Here is a 22564-nt window from a genome sequence, read left to right as displayed (position 1 = left end):
GTGACATCAATCTAGCGATGTCACGGCGCGACATCAAGAGGCCAGCCGAGTGAGGAGGGCCATCACGTCGTCCGTCACGGTGGACAGCTCGGCGTCGCCTTGCAGCCAGCGCCGATAGGCCATACGAAAGACCTGGGCGCCCGCGCCCGCCGCGAGTTCCGCCACGTCGTCATCGACTCCGCGCCCCCGGAGGGCGTCGCGGAACCCGTCGGCCATCTGCTGCTGTTTGATCAGATCCCGCTCCAGCAGGCGGGGGTGCGAGGCGATCATCCGATCCCGCCGGCGCAGGGCTTCCCGCGATCCGAGCCGGGCCCAGTCATGACCGGCCAGGGTCCGGGTCACCGCCCGCAACGGATCCGTCAGGTCGCTCACCTGGCGCAGTTCCTCGGTGAGCGCCTCGTTGAGCGCGTCCGCGTCGGCGAAGAGGATCTCCTCCTTGTCCGGGAAGTACCGGAAGAAGGTCCGGGTGGTGACCCGGGCGCGGGCCGCGATCTGGACGGCGCTGGTCTCCTCGAATCCCTGCTCTTCGAACAACTCCATGGCGGCCTTTTTCATCCGCTCCTCGCTGCCGTGTTCCCACCGGGGCATGGCAGCAGGATACGCAGCTCAGGCCTCGGCCGGCGGGCTGGCGATCAGCAGGAGGGCGACGTCGTCCTCGCGGGCCTGGGCCTCGGCGTGGCGCATCAGCTCATCGGCCAAGGGGCCGACGTCGCCGCCGGGGTGGCCGGCGAGCAGGTGGCGCACCTGGGCCAGGCCCTCGTCGTAGCCGGCCGAGCGGCTCTCGACCAGCCCGTCGGTGTGCAGCAGGAGGATGGCGCCCGGCGGCAGCAGGTGGGTGTGGTTGCGCCGGGAGGCCCGCCGGACGGCGCCGAGCAGCGGGTCGTGCCCCTCCAGCGTCACGACCCGGCCGTCCGGGAGCCGCACCACCGGGGCCGGATGCCCGGCGTTGGCCCAGGTCAGCAGGTAGCCGCCGGCCGGGGCGGGGTCGAGGTAGGCCAGCAGCACGGTGGCCAGCTCGGTGATGCCGGCCGAGCGGCCGGTGTGCTCGAGCCGGCGCAGCACCGCCGACGGGGGCTCGTGCCGGTCGATGACCAGGGTCCGCAGCATGCTGCGGTACTGGCTCATGGCCGCGGCGGCGCCGATGCTGTGCCCGGAGACGTCCCCCATGACCAGCACGAGGCGGTCGTCGAGGCTGAGCGCGTCGTACCAGTCGCCGCCGACGTCGTCCTCGTGGTGGGCCGGCACGTAACGGGCTGCCATCCGCAGGTGATCGTGCCGGGGCAGCGGGCTGAGCAGCGCCTTCTGCATCACCGCGGCGGCCGTGCGCCGGTCCTCGAGCACGCGGGCGCGGGTCAGCGCCTGCACGACGAAGCCGGCCAGCGCGGCCAGGACCGCCTGCTCGCCCGGTTCCAGGACGTTCGGCTGCTTCCAGACGAAGGTCAGCGCTCCGGCCGGCCCGGACGGGCCGAGCAGGGGCACGCTGGCCGCCGACTCCCAGCCCATCTCCTCGAACGTGCTGACCGCGGCCGGCGTCACGGCGGCGACCGCGGCGAGGTCGGCCAGCAGCACCGGCCGCCCGGTCCGCGCGGCCAGGGCGGACGGGGTGCTGGTGCCGGCCGGGTAGAGCGCCCACCGGTCGGCCACCGTCGGCGGCAGCAACCGCTTCGACGGCAGCGCCATCCGCTCATCCGCGCTGAGCAGGGAGACGCCGACATAGGCCGGGTCGAGCGTGCCGGTCACCAGGTCGCGGACCGCGTCGACCACCTTGTCGACGGTGTCGGCGTCGGCCAGCGCCGCGCTGGCGTGCAGCAGCAGCCGGACCCGGCTCTCCTGGCGTTCGGCCCGGAATTTGGCGATGCGCGCCCGCAGGCTGTCCGAGCACGCCGCGGCCAGATCGGCCAGCAGCGACAACTCGGCCTTCGTCCAGTTCCGGGGCGCGCTGTCGATGGCGCAGAGCGACCCGAGCACGTGCCCGTCCTCGTCGGTCAGCGGCATCCCGGCATAACCGACCACACCCAGGTCGTCGATGGCGAGGTTGCCCCGGACCCGCTCGTCGGCGCGGGCGTCGACGACGATCAGGGGCTCCCGCGTGGCCACCACGTGCTGGCAGAACGAGTGCGACAGCGGCGTCTGCCGGTCGTCCTGCCAGGGGTGGCCCAGGCCGCAGGCGCCCGGGAAGACCTGCCGGTCGTCGGTGACCAGGGAGACCAGGGCCACCGGCACGCCCAGCGACCGGCGGACGATCTCGGCGAACCGGTCGAAGGCCTCGTCGGCGGCCGCGCCCAGCCCCGTGCGGCGTAACGCCTCCAGGCGCCCGTCCTCGGACAGCGCCTCCCGTAGGAAGCGATCGAGATCAGCCGTCACGCGAGGTCGGTCTTCCCGGTGATCGGCATCCGGCCAGTATGCCCCTGTTCACCCGCGGCCGACACCGTCCGATCGGAGCGGATCAGCGGCGCAGGGTCAAGATCAGGTCGACCACCAGGGCGGTCCAGCCGGTCTGGTGCCAGGCGCCCAGGCCGGCGCCGTTGTCGCCGTGGAAGTACTCCGGGAAGACGATCAGGTCCTTCCAGTCGGGGTGGGTCTGCAGCAGGGTGGAGGCGCCGTAGATGGGGCGGTGGCCGTTCTCGTCGGGCAGGAACATGGCGATGAGCCGGCGCGAGATGTCGTCGGCGATGTCGGCCAGCGGGACCTTCCGCTGCGAGCCGGTCGGGTACTCGGCCTTCATGTCGGCCCCGAAGAAGCCCGCGTACTCCCGCAGGGCCTCGACGAGCAGATAGTTGACCGGCATCCAGATCGGCCCGCGCCAGTTGGAGTTGCCGCCGAACAGGCCGCTGGTGCTCTCCGCGGGCTCGTAGCCGACGGTGAAGTCGGAGCCGCCCAGCGACACGGTGAACGGCTTCTCCAGATGCGAGCGGGAGAGCGTCCGGATCCCGTACTGCGACAGGAACTCCTCCGGGTCGAGCATCCGGGCCAGCACACGCAGCAGCTGATCCTGCCCGACCATGGCCAGCAGCCGTTGCTGACGGCCGTCGGCCGACAGGCGGCGGGCGCTGATCACGTCGGCCATCTCGCCCTGCGAGGCCTGCAGCCAGCGCAGCCGGGCGCTGAGCTCGGGCAGCCGGTCGAGCGTGGCTTTGGACAGGCGGGTGGTGGCGGCCAGCGGCAGCAGCCCGACGATCGAGCGCACCTTCAGCGGCAGCTTGTGCCCGTCGGGCAGGCGCAGCTGGTCGTAGAAGAAGCAGTCCTCCTCGTCCCACAGGCCCTGCCGGTAGGCGGCCTCGGCGATGTACGCGAAGTGCTCGAAGAACTTCGTCGCCATGTCCTCGTACGTGCGGTCGTGCAGCGCGAGCCGGATCGCCATGTCGAGCAGGTTCAGCGCGTACATGGCCATCCAGCCGGTGCCGTCGGACTGCTCCAGCACCCCGGCCACCGGCAGCGCGGCCGAGCGGTCGAACGGCCCGACGTTGTCCAGCCCGAGGAAGCCGCCCTCGAACACGTTGTTGCCGCCGACGTCCTTGCGGTTGACCCACCAGGTGAAGTTCATCAGCAGCTTGTGCATGACCCGGGCCAGGAAGTCGAAGTCGCGCCCGCCGTCGATCTCGAAGACACGCAGGGCGGCCCAGGCGTGCACGGGCGGATTGACGTCGCCGAACGCCCACTCGTAGGCCGGGATCTGGCCGTTGGGGTGCATGTACCACTCGCGCAGCAGCAGCACGAGCTGCGCCTTGGCGAAGCCGGGGTCGACCCGCGCGATCGACACACAGTGGAAGGCCAGGTCCCAGGCCGCGTACCACGGGTACTCCCACGGGTCGGGCATCGAGACGACGTCGAAGCTGTTCATGTGCCACCAGGCGTTGTTGCGCCCGTAGCGCCGGCCCGGGGGCGGCGGGGCCGAGCCCGGATCGCCGTTGAGCCACTGCTTCACGTCGAAGTGGTAGAACTGCTTGCCCCACATCAGCCCGGCGATGCCCTGGCGGGCGACGGCTTTCTCCTCGGTGGACGCCGCGGCCGGGATCACCTCGTCGAAGAACGCGTCGGCCTCGGCGAGGCGGGTCCGCATGACGTCGTTCCAGCCGTCCGCCAGATCCAGCGCACCCACCTGATCGTCGTCGGCCGCCAGCCGCAGGCGAATGGTCCGGCTCTCCCCGGGGCCCAGCGTCAACGGATAATGCAGTGCGCCCTTTGTCCCGGTCAACGCGGGATTGACGGTGGGCGCACCCGACACCAGGAAGTCGTTGATGCCGTCCTTGGGGAACAAGGTCGTCCCCGGCTGACCCCACAACCGCTGCGAGTTCGTCTCGTTGTCGCAGAGCAGCGGCACGCCCCGCTCGTCACCCTCGAGGACCAGGCTCCCGAGCGTCCGGTGCCGCCCCGCCAACCGGCCCGGACGGCCCACGATGGACGGCGTCGCCCGGTTGGGCACCCCCCACGACCACGTGTTGCGGAACCACAGCGTCGGCAGCACATGCAGCGTCGCCACGTCAGGCCCGCGATTCGCGATGTGGATGGCGATGCACATGTCCTTCGGGGACGCCTTCGCGTAGTCGACCGTGACCGCCCAGTACCGGTCCTCGTCGAAGATGCCGGTGTCGGCCAGCTCGTACTCGGGCTCCTCGCGGGAGCGCTGCCCGTTGACCCGCACCAGCTGGTCGTACGGAAACGCCTGCTGTGGATAGTGGTAGCGCCAGCGCATCCACGAGTGGGTCGGCGTGGAGTCCTGGTACCACCAGTACTCCTTGGCGTCCTCGCCGTGGTTGCCGCCGTCCCCGCCGAGCCCGAACATCCGCTCCTTGAGGATCGGGTCCTGGCCGTTCCACAGGGCCAGCGCGAAGCAGAACGTCTGCCGGTCGTCGCAGATACCGGCCATGCCGTCGTCGTTCCACCGGTAGGCTCGCGAGCGCGCGTGGTCATGCGGGAAGTAATCCCACGCCGTCCCGTGCTCGCTGTAATCCTCCCGGACCGTGCCCCACGCGCGCTCGGCCAGGTACGGGCCCCAGGCCCGCCACGGCTGCTCGCCGGAGTCCGCCTGCGCCAGGCGTAAGCGCTCCGCCACGCGTGGTCTCACCCCCACCATCCGATGCCATCTAGATTGATTGTGCCCGAGAACTGGAGGTCATCTGATGGCTACGCTGCGCAGGACGGCGTTCGGCCCCCAGGTGTGCGGGCACCTCGGCGAGTCCGCCACTCGTGAGTGGCTGGTACCCGATGGCCGCGGCGGCTATGCCATGGGCACCGTCAGCGGCCTGCGCACTCGCCGCTACCACGGTTTACTCGTCGTCGCCGGGGAAACGCCGGCTTCGCGCCGGCTGGCGGTGGCCGCGCTGGATCCGGTTCTCACGCTGGCCGGTGGTACGTCCGTGCGCCTCGCCACCCACGAATGGGCCGACGGCACGATCGCCCCGCGCGGCCACCAGCACCTCGCCGGTTTCGAGCTGGTGGACGGCCTGCCCCGCTGGCGCTGGCGGGTCGGCGACGTGGTCCTGGAACGGGAGCTGGCCATGGTCACCGGCCGCCCGGCCGTCGCCGTCGTCCACCGCCTGCTCACCGGGGGCCCGGTCAGCCTGTCGCTCGAGGCGCTCTGCACGTGGCGCGACATCCACGGCGAGCGTACGGCCGGTGGCCCCCCGCCCGAGGTCACGGCGGCCGCCGGCGGTTGCGTGGTCGAGGGGGCGTACCGCCTGCGGGGCCCGGAATTCCGCCCGGCGGGTGCGTGGTGGCGCGGGGTGCGGCACCGTGAGGAGGCGGCGCGCGGCCTCACCCCCACTGAAGACCTGTGGTACGCGGGGAGCTTCCACGCAGAGTTACGCCAACCCGGGTCCACGGCCTCGGTGACCGCCTGGGCCTCGGCCCTGGACGACCCGCCCCCGCCGGCCGAGGAGATCGTCACCGCGGCCCGGGCCCGCACCCGGGCCGTGGTCGCGGCGGCCACACCGGCCGACGACGAGCAGGCGTCACTCGCGCTGGCGGCCGACGCCTTCATCGTGCGTACCGCCCCCGGGGTTGACGTTGTCGCCGGCTACCCCTGGTTCGGCGCCTGGTCGCGGGACACGATGATCAGCTACGAGGGCCTGTTCCTGTCGACCGGCCGCTTCGACGAGGGGCGGGCGCTGCTGCTCTCGTACGCCTCGACCTTGTCCCAGGGCATGCTGGCCAACACGGCCGACACCGGAAGCGTCGAGTTCAACACGGCCGACGGCACGCTGTGGTTCGTGCACGCCGTCGGCCGGCACGTGGCCGTCACCGGCGACGTCGACCTGGCCGCCGACCTGCTGCCCGCGCTGCGGTCCGTCGTCGACCACCACCTGGCCGGCACCCGCTACGGCATCGGCGCCGACCGGGCCGACGGCCTGCTCCGCCAAGGCGCCGACGGCGAGGCCCTGACCTGGATGGACGCCCGCGTCGAGGGCGTGCCGGTGACCCCGCGCCGCGGCAAACCGGTCGAGATCAACGCCCTCTGGGTCAACGCCCTGGCCACCGTGATCAAGCTGGCCTGGTCGGCCCGCACCGGCGCCGGCCCCGCCGTGAAGGCCCACCCCGAGGCCCTGACCAGCTTCGCCCGCCGCTTCCCGGCCCCCACGGGCTGGCTCCACGACGTCGTCGACGGCCCCACCGGCGACGACGCCACCATGCGCCCCAACCAGCTGCTGGCCTGGTCCCTGCCGTACGCGCCGCTGCGCCCCACCCCGGCCGCCCTGCAGACGATCGGCGCCGCCCTGATGACCCCGCTCGGCCTGCGCAGCCAGGCCCCAGGCACCCCCGGCTACCGCGGCCTGCACCGCGGCACGCCGGCGGAACGGGATTCGGCCTACCACACCGGCACCGTCTGGCCCTGGCTGATCGGCCCCTTCGTCACCGCCTGGCACCGCGCGGGCGTCCCCGCCACCCAGATCATCTCCGACGCCGACGACCACCTCGCCGAGTACGGCCTGGGCTCCATCTCGGAGACCGCCGACGGCAACGCCCCCCACGCCGCCACCGGCTGCCCCTTCCAGGCCTGGTCGGTCGCGGAAACCCTCCGGGTCCGCCGCCTCTGACGCGCGCCGGCTCGCCGGCCGAGCTCGGGAATGGGCAGTCATCGTCGCCATGATCCGGCTCTGCGTCTCGAGAGACCGGCGGTAGTCGGCGACGGCGGCGGCCTGCATCCTGCGCGCGTCGTCGGAATCTTCTGAACCGGCGACCGCGACCGCGAGATTGTTCCGGGCCACCGCCGTGGCGGGATGCGTCCCGCCGAACCGGCCGGCCTTGGCGGCCAGAACCGACCGAAGGATCTCGACGGCCTCTTGTCGTCGGCCGAGACGGATGAATCCGCTGTAGGCCGATGTCGCCCGGCACTCCGGAGGGGCCCCGCCTGTTCCGGGAGGCGTCGACCATGAACTCGATCCGGCGGTCCAGGTCGTGCGAATACTTTTGCTGGGCGTCGGCCAGAGTCTGTCTGAGGTGTTCGGCCTTCCTCGCCTCAAGGCCCGCGCGGGGCGACCGACCCCACGGCCAGGATCGCACCTGAGGAGGTGAACCGCGGCCGGTCCTGAGGCGCGCGGTCGAGCACCGTCTCGTCGACGCCGGCGAGCCCGGCAACACCTCTGGATCAAGCCGGTCGTGGCCTTGCACCCGTGTGGGCAGGCCGGCCGGAGGCGCCTTTGCTGAGGCGGCCGGCCTCGAGGTGATGCTCCGAGCCGAGGTGGCCGGCCGCGTCGGGGGAGGGGCAGAGGGGACACAGGCGGGTGACGCCGTGGCGGTCGCAGTACTCGTTGGTCTTCTTGAAGGACACCAGGCCGGCGAGAAAACCCACCAGCAGGGCGGTGACGACGACCAGTCCGAGGATCATGGGACTCTCCTCCCGCGCTTTCCTCCCACACGTCGCGGGGTGGCCGGGTGGTTCATAGGATCACCCATATGGACTTCGGCGTCGGATACTTCCCCACCCACGACGGCATTCGCCCCGGCGAGATCGCGAAGAGGGTCGAGGAGCGCGGGCACGCCGCGCTGTACTTCGCGGAGCACACGCACATCCCGGCCAGTCGTGAGACACCGTGGCCGGGTGGTGACGTGCTGCCGCAGAAGTACTCACACACGTACGACCTGTTCGTGGCCTTGACGGCGGCCGCCGAGGCCACCAGCCGGCTGCGGATCGGGGCCGGGGTGTGCCTGGTCATCGAGCGTGACCCGATCACCACGGCCAAGGAGGTGGCCAGCGTCGACCACCTCAGCGGGGGCCGGCTCGACTTCGGGGTGGGCATCGGCTGGAACCGGGAGGAGATGCGCAACCACGGCACCGACCCGCGAACCCGGGTACGGCTGTTCGGCGAGCGCATCAAGGCCATGAAGCAGATCTGGACGCAGGACGAGGCGTCGTTCCACGGCGAGTTCGTGAACTTCGACCGGATCTGGTCGTGGCCCAAGCCGGCTCAGAAGCCGAACCCGCCGGTGCTCATCGGCGGTGGCGGCGAGAGCGTGGTCGACCGGGTCCTGGAGTACGGCGACGGCTGGTTCCCGCAGTGGCGCGACGACAACATCGCGGCCCGGGTCGCCGAGCTCAAGGCCAAGGCCGACCGCTACCTTCAGATCCAGATGCTGAGCGTGCCGCCGGACCCGAAGGCGCTGGAGAAGTGCGCCGAGGCCGGCATCGAGCGGGCGAGCGTGTGGCTGCCGTCCGGCCCGTGGAGCGTCGTCGAGCCGGCCCTGGAGAAGTGGGAGAAGGCGATCGGCGAGCTGGTCGGCCGGTGACGCCGGCCGACCGCTTCGGCACGGCCCCGGTGGCCCGTCTGGCCACCGTCGGCCCGGACGGCGCGCCGCATCTCGTCCCGATCGTGTTCGCCCTGACCGGCAACGTGATCGTCTCAGCCGTGGACGGCAAGCCGAAGACCACCCGCGCCCTGAAACGGCTGCGGAACATCGCCGCCGAGCCCCGCGTCAGCGTCCTGGCCGACCACTACGACGCCGACTGGACCAACCTCTGGTGGGTACGCGCCGACGGCGCCGCCCGCGTCCGCGACGACGCGCCGCCCGGCCTGCCGGCGCTCATCGCCAAGTATCAGCAATATCGCGAAGCGCCACCCGCCGGTCCGTACCTCGAGATCACCGTCGAGAGATGGGTGGCGTGGCCTTAGCCGTCGGTGACGGTGAGCGTGGGGATCCCCGAGTCTCCCCCCGGGTCACCTCATCCGTCGGGGTCCTCAGTCGGTTGCCGGGCTGCCGAGTTGGGCCTCAGTCGCCCGAGAGGTCGCGGCGGATGGCCCAGACGGCGCCGGCCAGGGCCACAACCGTCCAAGCGGTGAAGGTGAGCAGGCCCTCGGGCTTGCCGCTGGCGGCGTTGAGGAACGAGGTGAAGGGCCACGGGTCCTTGAGCTGGCCGAGCAGGCCCTCGACGAAGGTGATCCAGCAGATGTAGCCGGCGAAGAGCCAGAGCGGCTTGCGGACCAGGGTGGCGTTGGCGACGCCGAAGAGCGCGATCATGGGTACCGCGACCAGGGTGCCGGTGAACTGGCGTACGTCCTGGGGGTTGAAGAGGGTGAAGCCGCTGATCACGGTGAGGGCCAGGGCGATCAGCACGGCGGCCACGCTCTGGCCGGCCAGCACGCGCAGCCGCCGGGGGCGGCCCAGGAAGAGCAGCACGGCCGTACGGTGCTGGTAGTGGGCCGAGGTAGTGACGACCGCGATGCCGAAGGCGCCGAGCCCGGCGAACAGCGACCAGAAGTCGGCGCTGAGAAAGCCGAACAGCACGCCGAGGGTGATCGTGCCGGCGATCGACACCCAGCTGGAGCGGATGGACAGCGTCCGGTACAGCTCGCTGCGGATCACGGCGATCATCCGGCGGCCGCGTTGTCTTGGGCGAGCTCGAAGAAGAGCTGCTCCAGCGTGGGCGCGTCGGAGGTCAGCTCGTAGATCGGCTGCTGGACGGCGAAGGCGATCTCGCCCGCGTCCTCCGGGGTCAGGCCGCTGACGTGCAACACCGGCCCGTCCGTACGGACCTGGGCCCCGGCCTGCTCGAAGGCGGCCCACAAAGCGTGCGGGTCCCGGCCGCGCACCCGCAGCCGCAGCGCCTGCCGGCCGGTCAGCGCGGCGAGCGGCTCGGCCAGCCGGACCCGGCCCCCGGCGATGATGACCACGTCGTCGACCAGCTGCTCCAGCTCGCCCAGCAGGTGACTGGAGATGAGCACGGTGCCGCCGGCCTCGGCGTGGCCGCGCAGCAGCTGCCGCAGCCAGGCCATGCCGGACGGGTCCAGGCCGTTGGCCGGCTCGTCGAGCACCAGGACCGCCGGGTCGCCGAGCATCGCGGTGGCCACGGCCAGGCGCTGCCGCATGCCGAGCGAGTAGTCGCCGGTCCGCTTGCTCCCGGCGTCGGCCAGGCCCACGTAGTCGAGGAGCTCGTCGACCCGGGCGCCGCTCGCGCCACCCAGGAAGGCCTGGGTCCGCAGGTGGCCGCGCCCGGTCTGGCCCGGGTGGCTGAGGCCCTGCTCGAGGACGGCGCCGACCTGGGTGAGCGGCTGGCCGAGGTCACGGTAGCGGCGGCCGTTGATCAGGGCCTGGCCCGAGGTGGGGCGGCTGAGACCCAGGAGCACGCGCAGCGTCGTGGTCTTGCCCGACCCGTTCATCCCGAGGAAGCCGGTGACCCGGCCCGGCGAGGCGGTGAACGTGACGTCCTTGACGGCGTCGATCCCGCCGTAGGTCTTCGTCAATTCCCGTATCTCGATCATCGACGGGATTATGGCCATCCAAGTCAAGTCTTTAGTCCGGTCTAGGGCGGCGGCGGGGTGGTCGGATGGGCAACTCTAGGTATGCGGGCTCATCCCCACGGCGGGCGCCGGGGACAAGGATCGGGGTGTGAGCTATCCCTGCGCGTACTGCGGAAACACGGCGTCGGAGACGGCGGGCTGCCCCGGCTGCGGGCGTGGACCGGACCCGGACGCGATCGAGGTGATGCGGGCCGACGCCGAGATCACCGAGCTGATCCGGCGGCTCGGCGCGGCCCGGAACGTGGTGGCGGAGATCGAGGCCGCGCTCGGGCTCGCGTGGAATCGGCGCAACGCCGCGGCGGCCCGGGTGCGGGCCCGTGTGCCGGCCGCGGCGCCGGCGTCGCCGAACCGGACCGTGCAGAACGTCCTCTTCCTGCTCGGCGGGCTTCTGCTGGGGGTCGCGGCGGTCGTCTTCACGGCGGTGGCTTGGGCTCAATTCGGTGACGGGGGCCGGGCCGCGCTGCTGGCCGGGTTCACCGGGGCGGCGCTCACGGTGCCGCCGGTGGCGCTTCGGCGCGGCCTGACGGCCACGGCCGAGACGTTCGCCGCGGTGGGCCTTCTTCTCACGCTGCTGTGCGGGTACGCGGCCTGGTACATCAACCTGTTCGGGGAGATCTCGAAGTTCGGGTACGCGGCGGCGGTCTTCGCGGTCACCGGGGCCGTGGCGGTGGGGTACGAGCACTTCACCGGGCTGGTGGCGCCGCGCTACATAGCGCTATTGGCGGGGCAGCCGGTGCTGCCGCTGCTGGTGGCGATCGCGGATCCGGGGCTCGGGGGTTGGGCGTTCGCCTTCGCGGGGGTGGCCGCGCTCGACGTGGTCGTGCTGGCCGCGGGCCGGATGCGGGTGGCGGCCGCGATCACCGGCGCGGTAGCGGTCGTCGTCGGGGGCGGTTGCGCGTTGGTGGGGCTGGCGGTGGCAGACGGGGTCGCCGAGGCGGTTGGGCCGGCGGCCGGTCTGCTCGCGGCCGCTGCCGTGGTGGTCGCGGGCGCGGCGGTCACTCGCCGGCCTGTCTCATCGACCACGGCAGCCCTCACCGTCTCGGCTTCACCCTCGCCGGCGACCCAGCCGGCCGCGGCGGCCTCGACTCGGCCCTCCCTCGCGCTCCAGTCGGCCGCGGCGGCGCTACTGGTGGTGGCGTTCGTCGTCGCGGCCGGCCGGGTGGTCGCGCTGGCCAGTCCGGCCATGTGGTTGGTCGACATGGCCGCGGTGGTGCTCGCCGCCGCCATTACCATCGTTGCCGCCGCCACCATTCCTCTTCGCGCGGCCGCCACTCATCCCCTTCGCGCGGCCACCACCCATCTCCCTCGCGCGGCGCTGGCCGGTCTTGTTCCTACCGTCGGGGCACGAGTCGGCGGACTGGCGGCGACAGCGGTGCTCGGGGGAGCGGTGTTCGTGGTGACGGTCGACCGGGTGACGGCCGGCCGGGCCGACTGGGCGGTTGCGGGGGCGCTGGCCGTGGCGGCGGTGGTGCTGCTGCCGCGTCCGTGGCGGTGGTCGGCCGGGTTGCTGGCGGCGCATGCGGTTCTCGCCGAGGCGGTGGTGCTGGTGCTCGCGGGGGAGGCGGTCACGGTGCTGGAGGCGTACAGCCTGATCGCCGCAAGCGTCGCACTCAGCCTGGGTCTGCTGGTCCGGCGGGCGCGACCGGCGGTGGGGAGCTGGACCACCTACGGCCCGGCCTTGATCGTGGCGCTCGCGCCGAGCCTGATCTTGATCTTGGTGGAGGACGGGCAGCACCTGCGCCGGTTGTTGCTCGGCCTGGGCGCGCTGGCCGTGCTGCTGGCCGGCGCGCGGTTCGGGCTGCGCGCGCCGGTGCTGCTCGGGGGCGGCGCGCTGGCCCTGGTCGCGCTGCACGAGCTGGCGCCGGTGTGGGATCTGCTGCCGCGGTGGATTCCGCTGGCCGCGGCCGGGCTGTTGCTGGTGCTGCTGGCGATGACGCTGGAGCGGCGACGCCGTGACCTGCACCGCTTTCGGGCCGTGCTGCACCGGATGAGCTGAGGGTTTCCTCAAGCGGCGTCCGTGCCGGCCGATCAAGGGGCCTGTTGTTCCCTGAGCAGATCGGAGGCACGGATGTCCGCCGCGCGCCTGCAAACGTGCTTCGCCGTGTGGGTGGCCGCCTTGACGGTGGTCTTCTACACGCTGCCGGAGTACAGCATGTACTCGTGGGCGGCGATCGGGCTGTCCGGGGCGGCGATGGTGCTGGTCGGCATCCGGCTGCACAAGCCATCGCGCAAGCTGCCCTGGTACCTGCTCTCCGCCGTGGTCGCCAGCTTCACGCTCGGCGACACCACGTACAACGTCCTGACCGATTTTCTCGGCGACGTCAACCCGTTCCCGTCGCCGGCCGACGCGTTCTACCTGGTCGTCTACCCGATGGCCGCCATCGCGCTGCTGATCTTCATCCGGGCCCGGTCGGGCACGGACAACCGGGCCGCCCTGCTCGACGCGCTCGTGCCCACGGCCGGTCTCGGGCTCCTGGCCTGGGTCTTCCTGATCTCGCCGTACGTCCGTGACACCGACCTGACGCTGCCCGACAAGCTCGTCTCGATCGCCTACCCGCTCGGCGACGTGCTCGCCCTGGCCATGCTGGCCCGCCTGCTCACCGGCGGCGGCCGCAAGCCGGTGGCGCTGACCACCCTGGTCGTCGGCCTTTCCAGCCTGCTGGTCACCGACTGCGTCTACCTCTCCCGCCAGCTCGACGACAACTGGCAGGTGGGCGGGCCGACCGACTTCGGCTGGATCCTGTTCTACACCTGCATCGCCCTGGCCGCGCTGCACCCCTCGATGAAGGACCTGACCGTCGACGGCGAGCGGGTCGCCCAGACCATCGCCGGCGGCCGGCGCCTCGCCCTCATGGTCGTCGCGGCCCTGATCGCCCCGGCCGTCCTGCTCATCGAGGACCTCAGCGGCGAGGTCACCGACGCTCCCATGATCGCCACCGCCTGCGCGCTGATGTTCCTCGCGGTGATGCTGCGCGTGGCCGGCCTCATGAAGGTCCAGCGGGTCACCGCGGCCCGCGAGCGCACCCTGCGCATCACCGGCGCCGACCTGGTCGCGGCGAGCAGCGAGCAGGAGGCGCACGAGGCCCTGCGGAAGGCCCTCGACGGACTCGTGCCGGCCGGGCAGCCGTGGGCCGAGTTCGCGCTCTCGGTCGACGCCACGCCGGGCAACACCACCGGCCTGGTCGGCACCCGCCGCGTGCTGATCGCCGACGAGCCGGCCCTGGTGGCCCAGGCGTTCGAGGGCTTCACCTGGGCCCTGTGCGCCGAGGGGATCGCGCCGCCGCGCAAGCCGGGCCAGCCCCGCCGGAACCAGCGGCTCTACGTGGCCGCCGACGACGAGGTGCTGACCGCGCTCGAGCCGGCCTTCGTCGCGCTGATGACGCAGGGCACCATGGCCATCGAGCGGATCAACCTGACCGCCGAGGTCAACCGCCGCAGCAGCGAGGACTACTTCCGCGCCCTGATCCAGAGCGCCTCCGACGTCATCATGATCGTCAGCGATGACGACGTGATCCGCTACGCCAGCCCGTCGGCGCTGCCGGTCTTCGGCCACACCGACCTGGTCGGCATGCCGCTGCGCCGGCTCATCGCCGCCACCGACGACGCCGAGCTGACCCAGCTGCTCGAGCAGGTCCGCGCCGGGCGCGGCCCGCGCGACGGCGTCGACCTGACCGCGATCAGCGGCGACGACCTGCTCCTGCAGGTCGAGTGCACCTGCCGCGACCTGCGCGACGACCCGGCGGTGGCCGGGATAGTGGTCACCATAAGGGACGTCACCGAGCGGCGGCGGCTCGAGACCGACCTGGCCCACCAGGCGTACCACGACGCGCTGACCGGGCTGGCCAACCGCGCCCTGTTCCAGAACCGGCTCGAGCACGCGGCCCGCTACGCGGACGGCCGCCGCCACGAGGTGGCCGTGCTCTTCATCGACCTCGACGACTTCAAGGAGGTCAACGACACGCTCGGGCACGCCGCCGGCGACCAGCTGCTGACCACCGTCGGCGAGCGCATCTCGGCCGTCGTCGGCCCGCTCAGCACGGTCGCCCGCACCGGCGGCGACGAGTTCGCCGTGCTGCTCGAACAGGTCGACGCGGAGGCCGACGCCGAGCAGATCGCGGGCCGCATCGTGGCCGCGCTCAGCGAGCCGATCGAGGTCACCGACGCCACCGGCGCCACCCACCTGGTGCGCGGCGCGGCCAGCGTCGGCGTCGCCACCAGCGCCGAGACGGCCGGCATCACCGAGCTGCTGCGCCGGGCCGACGTGGCCATGTACGGGGCCAAGACCGAGGGCAAGAACACCTGGCAGCGCTACGAGGACGAGATGCACGAGGCGATGCTGCGCCGCCTCGAGATGCGCTCGGCCCTCAACGAGGCGGTGCCCGGCGACCAGATGCGCCTGCGGTTCCAGCCGATCGTCGACCTGCCCACCGGCGAGGTGATCGGGCTGGAGGCCCTGGTGCGCTGGCAGCATCCGGCCCGCGGCCTGCTCGGGCCGAACGAGTTCATCGAGCTCTCCGAGGAGAACGGCGCGGTCGTCGCGATCGGCGGCTGGGTGCTGCGCGAGGCGCTGCAGACCTTCGCCGGCTGGCGGCGCTCGGACGCCGGCGGCCTCATGCGGTACGTCAGCGTGAACGTGTCGGCTCGTCAGTTCCGTACGCCCGGGTTCGTCGACCAGGTGCGCGCGGTGCTGGCCGAGACCGGGTCGGACCCCCGCTGGCTGCTGCTGGAGATCACCGAGAGCCTGGTCCTGCACGACGCCGACCAGGTGTGGCGTGACCTCGGCGAGCTGCGCGCCATGGGCGTGCGGATCGCGATCGACGACTTCGGCACGGGTTACTCGTCGCTGAGCTACCTGAGCCAGATGCCGGTCGACGTCCTGAAGATCGACAAGTCCTTCATCGACGACATCCTGCACAGCAAGCAGCAAATGGCGCTGGTCGAAACCATCGTCAACCTGGCCCGCACGCTCGACCTCGCGGTCGTGGCCGAGGGCATCGAGTTGGAGGAACACCGCGCCGCCCTGGTGGCGATGGGCTGCCCGTACGGCCAGGGCTATCTGTTCTCCAAGCCGGTCACCACCGAAGAGTTCCAGTCACAGCTCCTTACGAAGGGTCTTTCATGAGCGACGGTCTCGAGTTCATCAAGCGCGACGGCAAGTGGGCCGACCTCGAGCGGCTGCGCAGTGGCAACCCCATGTACGACGCCACGATCGAAGAGGTCAAGGGCCGGCGCATCCGGGTCGGCGACCACTGGCTGGCCGACTTCGCGTCCTGCAACTACCTCGGCTTCGACCTCGAGCCCGAGATCATGGAGGCCATCGAGCCCGAGGTGCGCCGCTGGGGCACCCACCCGAGCTGGTCGCGGCTGCTGGGCAACCCGGCCCTCTACCCGCAGATCGAGGAGAAGCTGACGGCGCTGCTGGACGCGCCCGACACGCTGGTGCTGCCGACGATCACGCACATCCACATGTCGGTGCTGCCGATCCTGGCCGGCAAGGGGCACATCTTCCTCGACTCGCAGGCCCACAAGACGATCTACGACGGGTCGATGTACGCGCGGGGCCTGGGCGCCACGGTTTCCCGGTTCGCTTCCCTCGACATCGAGGATCTTCGTGCTCAGCTGCGCGCGGCGCCGGCCGGGGTCTCGAAGATCGTGGCGATGGACGGCGTGAACAGCATGACCGGCAACGCGCCGGACCTGGCGGCGTTCGCGGCGGTGTGCCGCGAGTACGGGGCGCTGCTCTACGTCGACGACGCCCACGGCTTCGGCGTGATCGGCGAGCGCGGGGCCAACGAGAAGTCGCCGTACGGCCTGAAGGGCAACGCGATCGTCAAGTACGCCGGCGAGACGTACGACAACATCGTGCTCGTCGGGGGCTTCTCGAAGTCGTACAGCTCGTTGCTGGCCTTCCTGGCCCTGCCCACCTGGCTCAAGAACCACCTGAAGGTGTCGGCCCCGCCGTACCTCTACTCGGGCCCGGCCCCGACGGCGTCGCTGGCCACCGTGCTGGCCGGCCTGTCGGTGAACGAGAAGCGCGGCGACGACATCCGCGCCTCGCTCTACCACAAGACGATGAAGGTGCTCGACCACGTCCGCGCGCTGGGCGTCTACACGCCGAACACGGGCAACACGCCGGTGATCGAGCTGCCGCTGGCCGCCGGCGAGGACATCGACGTGGTCGGCAAGCTGCTGTGGGACCGCGGCATCTACGTGACGCTGGCGGCCTACCCGCTGGTGCCGCGCGACCAGGTCGGCTTCCGGGCCCAGATCACGGCGGCCAACGGCGACGACGAGCTGGACGAGCTGAACGCGGTCATCACCGAGCTCAACGCGGCGGGTCGCCTGCGCCGCGCCTGACCTCACCATCACCCGGCCGGGCGGACCCCCGCCCCGCCCGGCCGGGGCTCCGCCCGTCTTTCCGGGGTGTGATGATCGGCGGTATGCGACTTTCGATCTGGCCCTCCGCCGGGCAGAGCTTCGCCGGCGTCCTCGAGGCGGCCCGGCACGCCGCGGACACCGGCTGGGACGGTGTGCACTTCGCCGACCACTTCATGCCCAACGGCGGCTCCGGCCCGATCCTCGAGTGCGGCTCGGTGGTGGCCGCGCTCGCCGCGGCGGTGCCGCGGATCAGGATCACCACCCTGGTGTACGGCATGACGTACCGTCACCCGGCCGTCCTGGCCAACATGGCCGCCACCGTGGATCACATCAGCGGCGGCCGCTTCACCCTCGGCCTCGGCGCGGGCTGGCAGATCAACGAGCATGAGCAGTACGGAATCGAGCTGCCGCCGGTGAAGCAGCGCATCGACCGCTTCGTCGAGGGCCTGGTGGCGATCAAGGGTTTGCTCCGCTCACCCAGCACCACCCTGCAGGGCGAGTACTACCAGCTCACCGACGCCGAATGCGACCCCAAACCGGTCCAGGACCCGCTACCGATCCTGATCGGCGCCAAGGGCGAGAAACGCATGCTCCGCATCGTCGCCGAACACGCCGACGCCTGGAACACCTGGGGCATCCCCTCCCACATCGCCCAGAAGTCCGCCGTCCTGGACGACCACTGCGCCGCCCTCGGCCGCGACCCGCGCTCGATCGCCCGCACCGCCCAGGCCCTCACGGTCGTGAACGGCCCGATCCCCGACAACATCACCATGCCGGTGATCGGCGGCTCCCCCGCAGCGCTGACGGACGCGATCGCCGCCTACACCGCTCTGGGCCTGGACGAACTGATCATCCCCGACGCTTTGCTGGGTGAGGGCCCCACCCGCCTCAAGGCCATGGACACTGTGCGAGCCCTGGTCCCCGCTTGACCAAGCCCCTGATGCCATCCCGCCTGGCCCTTACCCACCTGGGCGAGGCCTGCTTGGGCCGGCCCCACCTGGCTCGTGCTCGTCGGCCGCGGCCGTTTGCCCGGCTGCGACGCAGGCACAACGAGGGCCGGCCGTCTAACACGGCCGGCCCTTCGGCCTCTCCGGCCGCCCGTGGCGGCCAACGCTCGGTGGATCAGTGCTCCGCGACGATGGCCTCCGCCACCTGGCGCAGCTGGTAGTGATCCGGGTGGAACCCGGCGGCGATGTCCGGGTGCAACCCCGCCCGGGTGCCGTCCAGAAGCATCGTCGTGACTTCGTCGACGCTCTGCCCGGCGTACTCGTGCCTGATCCTGTCCGTTGCTACCTGCAGCGCCGAGGTGAGCTGATCCTCGAGCGGAACACGCAGCTTCTCCTCAACCGGGTTGAGGCTCTGCGGATCCAAGGTGACCTGCGGCTCGGCCATGTAGCCCTCCCGTGTTCTTCGGCGCGACGCGGATACCCGCCCCCATCATGCCGTTAAACGCATTTGCCCCCATCCACGTTGCGTCCACAGCCAACTCTCAGCCCCAGCCGCGCTCAGACCGCGCCGCGCCGATGCTCGCGCCGCGCCGCGCCGATGCTCGCGCCGTGCCGCGCCCGCGCTCGAACCGCGTCGCATCTCCGCTCGTGCGCAGGCTGCGCCGCGGATGTGGCGCTGGCGGATCTCAGCCGAGGGCGGGTGTCAGCTGCGGCCGCGCTTCACCTCGAAGAAGGTGTCAATGCGGCTCAGCGGGACGACCGCGTCCCAGATGGCCAGGGCCTCGTCCCGCTCGGGAACCGCCCCGATGATCGGACCGTGCAGGCCGCGCTGGGCGCCCTCCACGTGCAGGACCGGTGAGCCGATGCCGGGCCCGGCCAGCGCGAGCGCTTTCTCGTGCGACTCCCGGACGGCGTCGTCCCAGTTCGCGTCGTCGAGCACCGCCTTGGCGTCCTCGACGCCGGCCGCCTCCGCCGCCTCCAGCACCAGGTCGTCGCTGAGCGCCGCCCCGCCGTCGTGCACCCGGGTGCCGATCTCGGTGTAGAACGCCGCCGCCACCTCCTCCCGGTGGTCCACCCGCAGGGCCTCGACCAGGCGCAGCGCCCGGAACGACGCGTCGGTGGCCGCCCGGTACTGCTCCGGGATGCCGTCGCCGTTGAGGACCTTCAGGCTGAACGCGCGCCAGCGCACGGTCACATCGCGCTCGGGGGCGACCGCGACCAGCCAGCGCGACGTGCGCCAGGTGAACGGGCACGCGGGATCGAAGAAGTAAGTGGCCTCCATAGATCACAGCCTAGGGTGCGTCGTCCCTGCGCCACTCGCGAACGTTGCGGGTTTGTTTCGTCGCTGTGTGGGGCAGGAGGATCACTGGCCGTCGAAGTGATAGAGATCACTTCGACGCACGTTCGGCCGGATGGAGGGTCAATGGCGACTATCGACCGACATCCGCAAAGGCGCACCCTGCTTGTTCGGGCGCTCGCGGCGGGGGCCGCGTTAGCTCTGGCAGCACCGCTGGCGGCCTGCGGATCAGACGACAACGGCGGCGTACCCGTCCTCAACTTGTACCAATTCCCCGTCGAGAACATGCAGTCCGTCGTGGACATGTGCAACCAGCAGGCGGCGGGCAAGTACGAGATCAAGTACCAGGTGCTGCCGCGGGCGGCCGACGACCAGCGGGTCCAGATGGTCCGCCGGCTCGCCGCCAAGGACGACAGCATGGATCTGCTGGGCATGGACGTCACCTGGACCCAGGAGTTCGCCAGCGCCAACTGGATCAAGGAGTGGACGGGCGCCGACCGCAGCGAGATCGAGAACGGCACGCTGCCCGGCCCGCTCGCCTCCGGCGAGTACGAGGGCAAGCTGTACGCGGCGCCGAACAACACCAACGTGCAGCTGCTCTGGTACCGCAAGGATCTCGTACCCACCCCGCCCAAGACCTGGGACGAGATGATCAAGATGTCCCAGCAGCTCAAGGCCGAGGGCAAGACGTACCAGGTGCTCACCATGGGCGCCCAGTACGAGGGCCTGGTCGTGCTGTACAACAGCCTGGTCGCCAGCTCGGGCGGCAAGGTGGTCAGCGACGACGGCAAGTCGGCGGTGATGGACGCCGGGGCGATCAACGCGCTGCGCACCATGAAGACGTTCGCCACGGCCGGCGTGACGAGCCCGTCGTTCTCGAACTCGATCGAGGACGACGTGCGGCTCGCCTTCCAGAACGGCGGCGGCGCGTTCCAGCTCAACTGGCCGTATGTGTACGCCTCGATGCAGAGCGACGCGCCGGACCTGGCCAAGAACGTCGCGTGGGCGCGGTACCCGGGCATCGACCCGAACACCCCGAGCATCACCACCATCGGCGGCTCGAACGTCGCCGTCAGCGCGTTCAGCAAGCACCCGGACCAGGCGTTCGAGGCGGCCAAGTGCCTGCGCGGGCCGGAGGCCCAGAAGTACCTGGCCATCAACGCCGGGCAGCCGCCGTCCATCGAGGCCGTGTACAACGAGCCCGAGATGGCCAAGGCGTACCCGATGAAGGACACGCTGCTGGAGGATTTGAAGGACGCCGCTCCGCGGCCGCGCACTCCCGCGTACCAGAACCTCTCCACCGTGGTGTCCGCCCAGCTCTCGCCGCCCGCGAGCATCGATCCTGACAAGACCGGGGCCGATCTGAAGAGCTCCATCCAGGACGCCCTCGAGTCGAAGGGAGTGCTGCCGTGAGCATTTCCAGCACCACACCGGCCGCCGAGGCGGCGGAGCAGGCGGTCCCACGCCAGCGCCAGCGCCGCCGGGCCGAGCTGAGCGAGGGCAAGAAGCAGGAACGCAAGCTCGGCTGGCTGCTCTGCGCCCCGGCCGCGCTCGTGATGGTCGTCGTGACCGCGTACCCGATCCTCTACTCGTTCTGGCTGTCGCTGCAGCGTTACGACCTCAAGTTCCCCGAGGACCGGCAGTTCGTCTGGTTCGAGAACTACGTGACCGTGCTGTCCAACAGCTACTGGTGGACGGCCTTCGGGGTGACCATGTTGATCACCGTCGTCTCCGTGGTGGTCGAGCTCGTGCTCGGCATGGGGCTGGCGCTGATCATGCACCGCACGCTCGTCGGGCGCGGGCTCGTGCGGACCTCGGCCCTGATCCCGTACGGCATCGTCACCGTCGTCGCCGCGTTCAGCTGGCGCTACGCCTGGACGCCGGGCACGGGTTACCTGGCCAACCTGGTCAGTCCCGAGGGGGCGCCGCTGACCGAGCGGGCCAGCGCGCTCGCCATCATCATCCTGGCCGAGATCTGGAAGACCACGCCGTTCATGGCGCTGCTGCTCATGGCCGGCCTCGCCCTGGTCCCCGACGACCTGCTCAAGGCCGCGTCGATGGACGGCGCGAGCTGGTGGCAGCGGTTCACCAAGGTGATGCTGCCCGTGATGAAGCCGGCCATCCTGGTCGCGCTGCTCTTCCGCACGCTGGACGCTCTGCGCGTTTTCGACAACATCTACGTGCTGACCAACGGCGCCAATGAGACGTCGTCGGTGTCGATGATCGCCTACAACAACCTGATCAAGGGGCTCAACCTCGGCATCGGCTCGACGATGTCCGTGCTGATCTTCCTGACCGTGGCGATCATCGCGTTCATTTTCGTGAAGCTCTTCGGCACCGCGGCGCCGGGCGCCAGCGAGGAGGGTCGACGCTAGATGGCCACCGTGAACACCTCCGCGAAGGTCAAATGGGGTCTGCTGGACGCGGTCGTCGTCGTCTTCGCCCTGATCCCGGTGCTGTGGATCGCTTCGCTGTCGTTCAAGACGACTCCGACGCTGACCGACGGCAACTTCATCCCGCGCGACTGGACCCTCGACAACTACAAGCTGATCTTCCAGACCGACCAGTTCGTCCGTGCCCTGATCAACTCGATCGGCATCGCGCTGATCGCGACCACCGTCGCGGTCGTCCTGGGCACGATGGCCGCCTACGCCATCAGCCGGCTCGATTTCCCGGGCAAGGGGCTGCTCGTCGGAGTGTCCCTGCTGATCGCGATGTTCCCGCAGGTGTCCCTGGTGACGCCGCTGTTCAACATCGAGCGCAACACCGGCCTGTTCGACACCTGGGCCGGGCTGATCCTGCCGTACATCACCTTCGCTCTGCCGCTGGCGATCTACACGCTGTCGGCGTTCTTCAAGCAGATCCCGTGGGATCTGGAGAAGGCGGCGAAGATGGACGGCGCCACCCAGGGTGAGGCGTTCCGCAAGGTGATCGCCCCGCTCGCCGCGCCGGGGGTCTTCACCACGGCGATCCTGGTCTTCATCTTCTGCTGGAACGACTTCCTGTTCGCCATCTCGCTCACCTCGACCGAGCGCTCCCGCACGGTCCCGGCGGCGCTGTCGTTCTTCACCGGTGCCTCGCAGTTCGAGGACCCCACCGGCGCGATCTCCGCGGCCGCCGTGGTGATCACGATCCCGATCATCCTGTTCGTGCTGTTCTTCCAGAGGCGCATCGTCGCGGGCCTGACGTCCGGCGCGGTGAAGGGTTAG

The 22564-nt window shown here is 71.0% G+C and carries 18 protein-coding genes and 1 pseudogene; 10 read left to right on the top strand and 9 right to left on the bottom strand.

The window, feature by feature from the left end; all coding sequences use genetic code 11:
* Positions 1-33 precede the first annotated feature (33 nt).
* The 3 genes from AB0J66_RS39930 to AB0J66_RS39920 form a co-directional block, all read right to left on the bottom strand.
* Positions 34-588, bottom strand: a complete 555-nt coding sequence (locus tag AB0J66_RS39930; protein ID WP_364672378.1) for a TetR family transcriptional regulator — start codon at positions 586-588, stop codon at positions 34-36.
* A gap of 18 nt (positions 589-606) precedes the next feature.
* Positions 607-2364, bottom strand: coding sequence for a GAF domain-containing SpoIIE family protein phosphatase (locus AB0J66_RS39925; protein WP_364672376.1), 1758 nt, complete (start codon positions 2362-2364; stop codon positions 607-609).
* 82 nt (positions 2365-2446) lie between these two features.
* Positions 2447-5074 (bottom strand): glucosidase, encoded by a 2628-nt coding sequence (locus AB0J66_RS39920; RefSeq protein WP_364672375.1) that lies wholly within the window; start codon positions 5072-5074, stop codon positions 2447-2449.
* Between the two features lie 46 nt (positions 5075-5120).
* On the opposite strand from AB0J66_RS39920, the gene AB0J66_RS39915 reads away from it, so the two are divergent.
* A complete protein-coding gene (locus AB0J66_RS39915) occupies positions 5121-7034 on the top strand; it encodes an amylo-alpha-1,6-glucosidase (RefSeq protein ID WP_364672374.1) in 1914 nt (637 codons plus the stop codon).
* A 90-nt stretch (positions 7035-7124) separates the two neighbouring features.
* Here AB0J66_RS39915 and AB0J66_RS39910 read toward each other — a convergent pair.
* Together AB0J66_RS39910 and AB0J66_RS39905 are read right to left on the bottom strand one after the other, a co-directional pair.
* Positions 7125-7460, bottom strand: a pseudogene (locus AB0J66_RS39910) (tetratricopeptide repeat protein); the annotation flags it as partial.
* Positions 7461-7585: 125 nt separating this feature from the next.
* The gene (locus AB0J66_RS39905; protein ID WP_364672372.1) at positions 7586-7825 is read right to left on the bottom strand and encodes a hypothetical protein; all 240 of its coding nucleotides are present in this window, start codon (positions 7823-7825) and stop codon (positions 7586-7588) included.
* 68 nt (positions 7826-7893) lie between these two features.
* On the opposite strand from AB0J66_RS39905, the gene AB0J66_RS39900 reads away from it, so the two are divergent.
* The gene (locus AB0J66_RS39900; RefSeq protein ID WP_364672371.1) at positions 7894-8724 is read left to right on the top strand and encodes an LLM class F420-dependent oxidoreductase; all 831 of its coding nucleotides are present in this window, start codon (positions 7894-7896) and stop codon (positions 8722-8724) included.
* The gene (locus AB0J66_RS39895) at positions 8721-9107 is read left to right on the top strand and encodes a TIGR03668 family PPOX class F420-dependent oxidoreductase (RefSeq protein ID WP_364672370.1); all 387 of its coding nucleotides are present in this window, start codon (positions 8721-8723) and stop codon (positions 9105-9107) included. Before AB0J66_RS39900 ends, AB0J66_RS39895 begins: the two co-directional genes overlap by 4 nt.
* Positions 9108-9204: 97 nt before the next feature.
* On the opposite strand, the gene AB0J66_RS39890 is transcribed toward AB0J66_RS39895, so the two are convergent.
* On the bottom strand, positions 9205-9807 hold the full coding sequence (locus tag AB0J66_RS39890; RefSeq protein ID WP_364672369.1) for a hypothetical protein: 603 nt from the start codon (positions 9805-9807) through the stop codon (positions 9205-9207).
* Positions 9804-10694, bottom strand: a complete 891-nt coding sequence (locus AB0J66_RS39885) for an ATP-binding cassette domain-containing protein (RefSeq protein WP_364672367.1) — start codon at positions 10692-10694, stop codon at positions 9804-9806. Before AB0J66_RS39885 ends, AB0J66_RS39890 begins: the two co-directional genes overlap by 4 nt.
* A gap of 127 nt (positions 10695-10821) precedes the next feature.
* On the opposite strand from AB0J66_RS39885, the gene AB0J66_RS39880 reads away from it, so the two are divergent.
* The 4 genes from AB0J66_RS39880 (at position 10822) to AB0J66_RS39865 (ending at position 18040) form a co-directional block, all read left to right on the top strand.
* Complete coding sequence (locus tag AB0J66_RS39880) at positions 10822-12729, top strand: hypothetical protein (protein WP_364672365.1); 1908 nt, start codon at positions 10822-10824, stop codon at positions 12727-12729.
* A gap of 72 nt (positions 12730-12801) precedes the next feature.
* Entirely contained in the window at positions 12802-15855 is a 3054-nt protein-coding gene (locus AB0J66_RS39875) for an EAL domain-containing protein (protein WP_364672364.1), read from the top strand.
* On the top strand, positions 15852-17090 hold the full coding sequence (locus AB0J66_RS39870) for a pyridoxal phosphate-dependent aminotransferase family protein (RefSeq protein WP_364672362.1): 1239 nt from the start codon (positions 15852-15854) through the stop codon (positions 17088-17090). The genes AB0J66_RS39875 and AB0J66_RS39870 overlap by 4 nt, the downstream gene beginning before the upstream one ends.
* An 83-nt stretch (positions 17091-17173) precedes the next feature.
* On the top strand, positions 17174-18040 hold the full coding sequence (locus AB0J66_RS39865) for an LLM class flavin-dependent oxidoreductase (protein ID WP_364672360.1): 867 nt from the start codon (positions 17174-17176) through the stop codon (positions 18038-18040).
* Positions 18041-18233: 193 nt separating this feature from the next.
* Here the strand turns inward: AB0J66_RS39865 and AB0J66_RS39860 are convergent, their stop codons facing one another.
* Positions 18234-18503, bottom strand: coding sequence for a hypothetical protein (locus AB0J66_RS39860; protein WP_364672358.1), 270 nt, complete (start codon positions 18501-18503; stop codon positions 18234-18236).
* A gap of 258 nt (positions 18504-18761) precedes the next feature.
* Positions 18762-19340 (bottom strand): DsbA family protein, encoded by a 579-nt coding sequence (locus tag AB0J66_RS39855; protein ID WP_364672357.1) that lies wholly within the window; start codon positions 19338-19340, stop codon positions 18762-18764.
* Positions 19341-19640: 300 nt separating this feature from the next.
* Here AB0J66_RS39855 and AB0J66_RS39850 point away from each other — a divergent pair, with 300 nt between their 5' ends.
* Genes AB0J66_RS39850 through AB0J66_RS39840 form a run of 3 tightly spaced genes read left to right on the top strand, consistent with a single transcriptional unit; the run spans position 19641 to position 22564 of the window.
* Positions 19641-20768, top strand: coding sequence for an ABC transporter substrate-binding protein (locus tag AB0J66_RS39850; protein WP_364672355.1), 1128 nt, complete (start codon positions 19641-19643; stop codon positions 20766-20768).
* Positions 20769-20770: 2 nt separating this feature from the next.
* Positions 20771-21730 (top strand): sugar ABC transporter permease, encoded by a 960-nt coding sequence (locus tag AB0J66_RS39845; protein ID WP_364672405.1) that lies wholly within the window; start codon positions 20771-20773, stop codon positions 21728-21730.
* Positions 21731-21739: 9 nt separating this feature from the next.
* Positions 21740-22564: a carbohydrate ABC transporter permease gene (locus tag AB0J66_RS39840; protein WP_364672353.1), complete on the top strand. Its 825-nt coding sequence runs from the start codon at positions 21740-21742 to the stop codon at positions 22562-22564.

This window comes from Actinoplanes sp. NPDC049598 (genome assembly GCF_040675435.1).
In the GTDB taxonomy this organism is placed as follows: domain Bacteria; phylum Actinomycetota; class Actinomycetes; order Mycobacteriales; family Micromonosporaceae; genus Actinoplanes.
The sequence above is the reverse complement of the archived record's forward strand: the minus strand, read 5'-3'. Positions and strand labels throughout refer to the sequence as shown.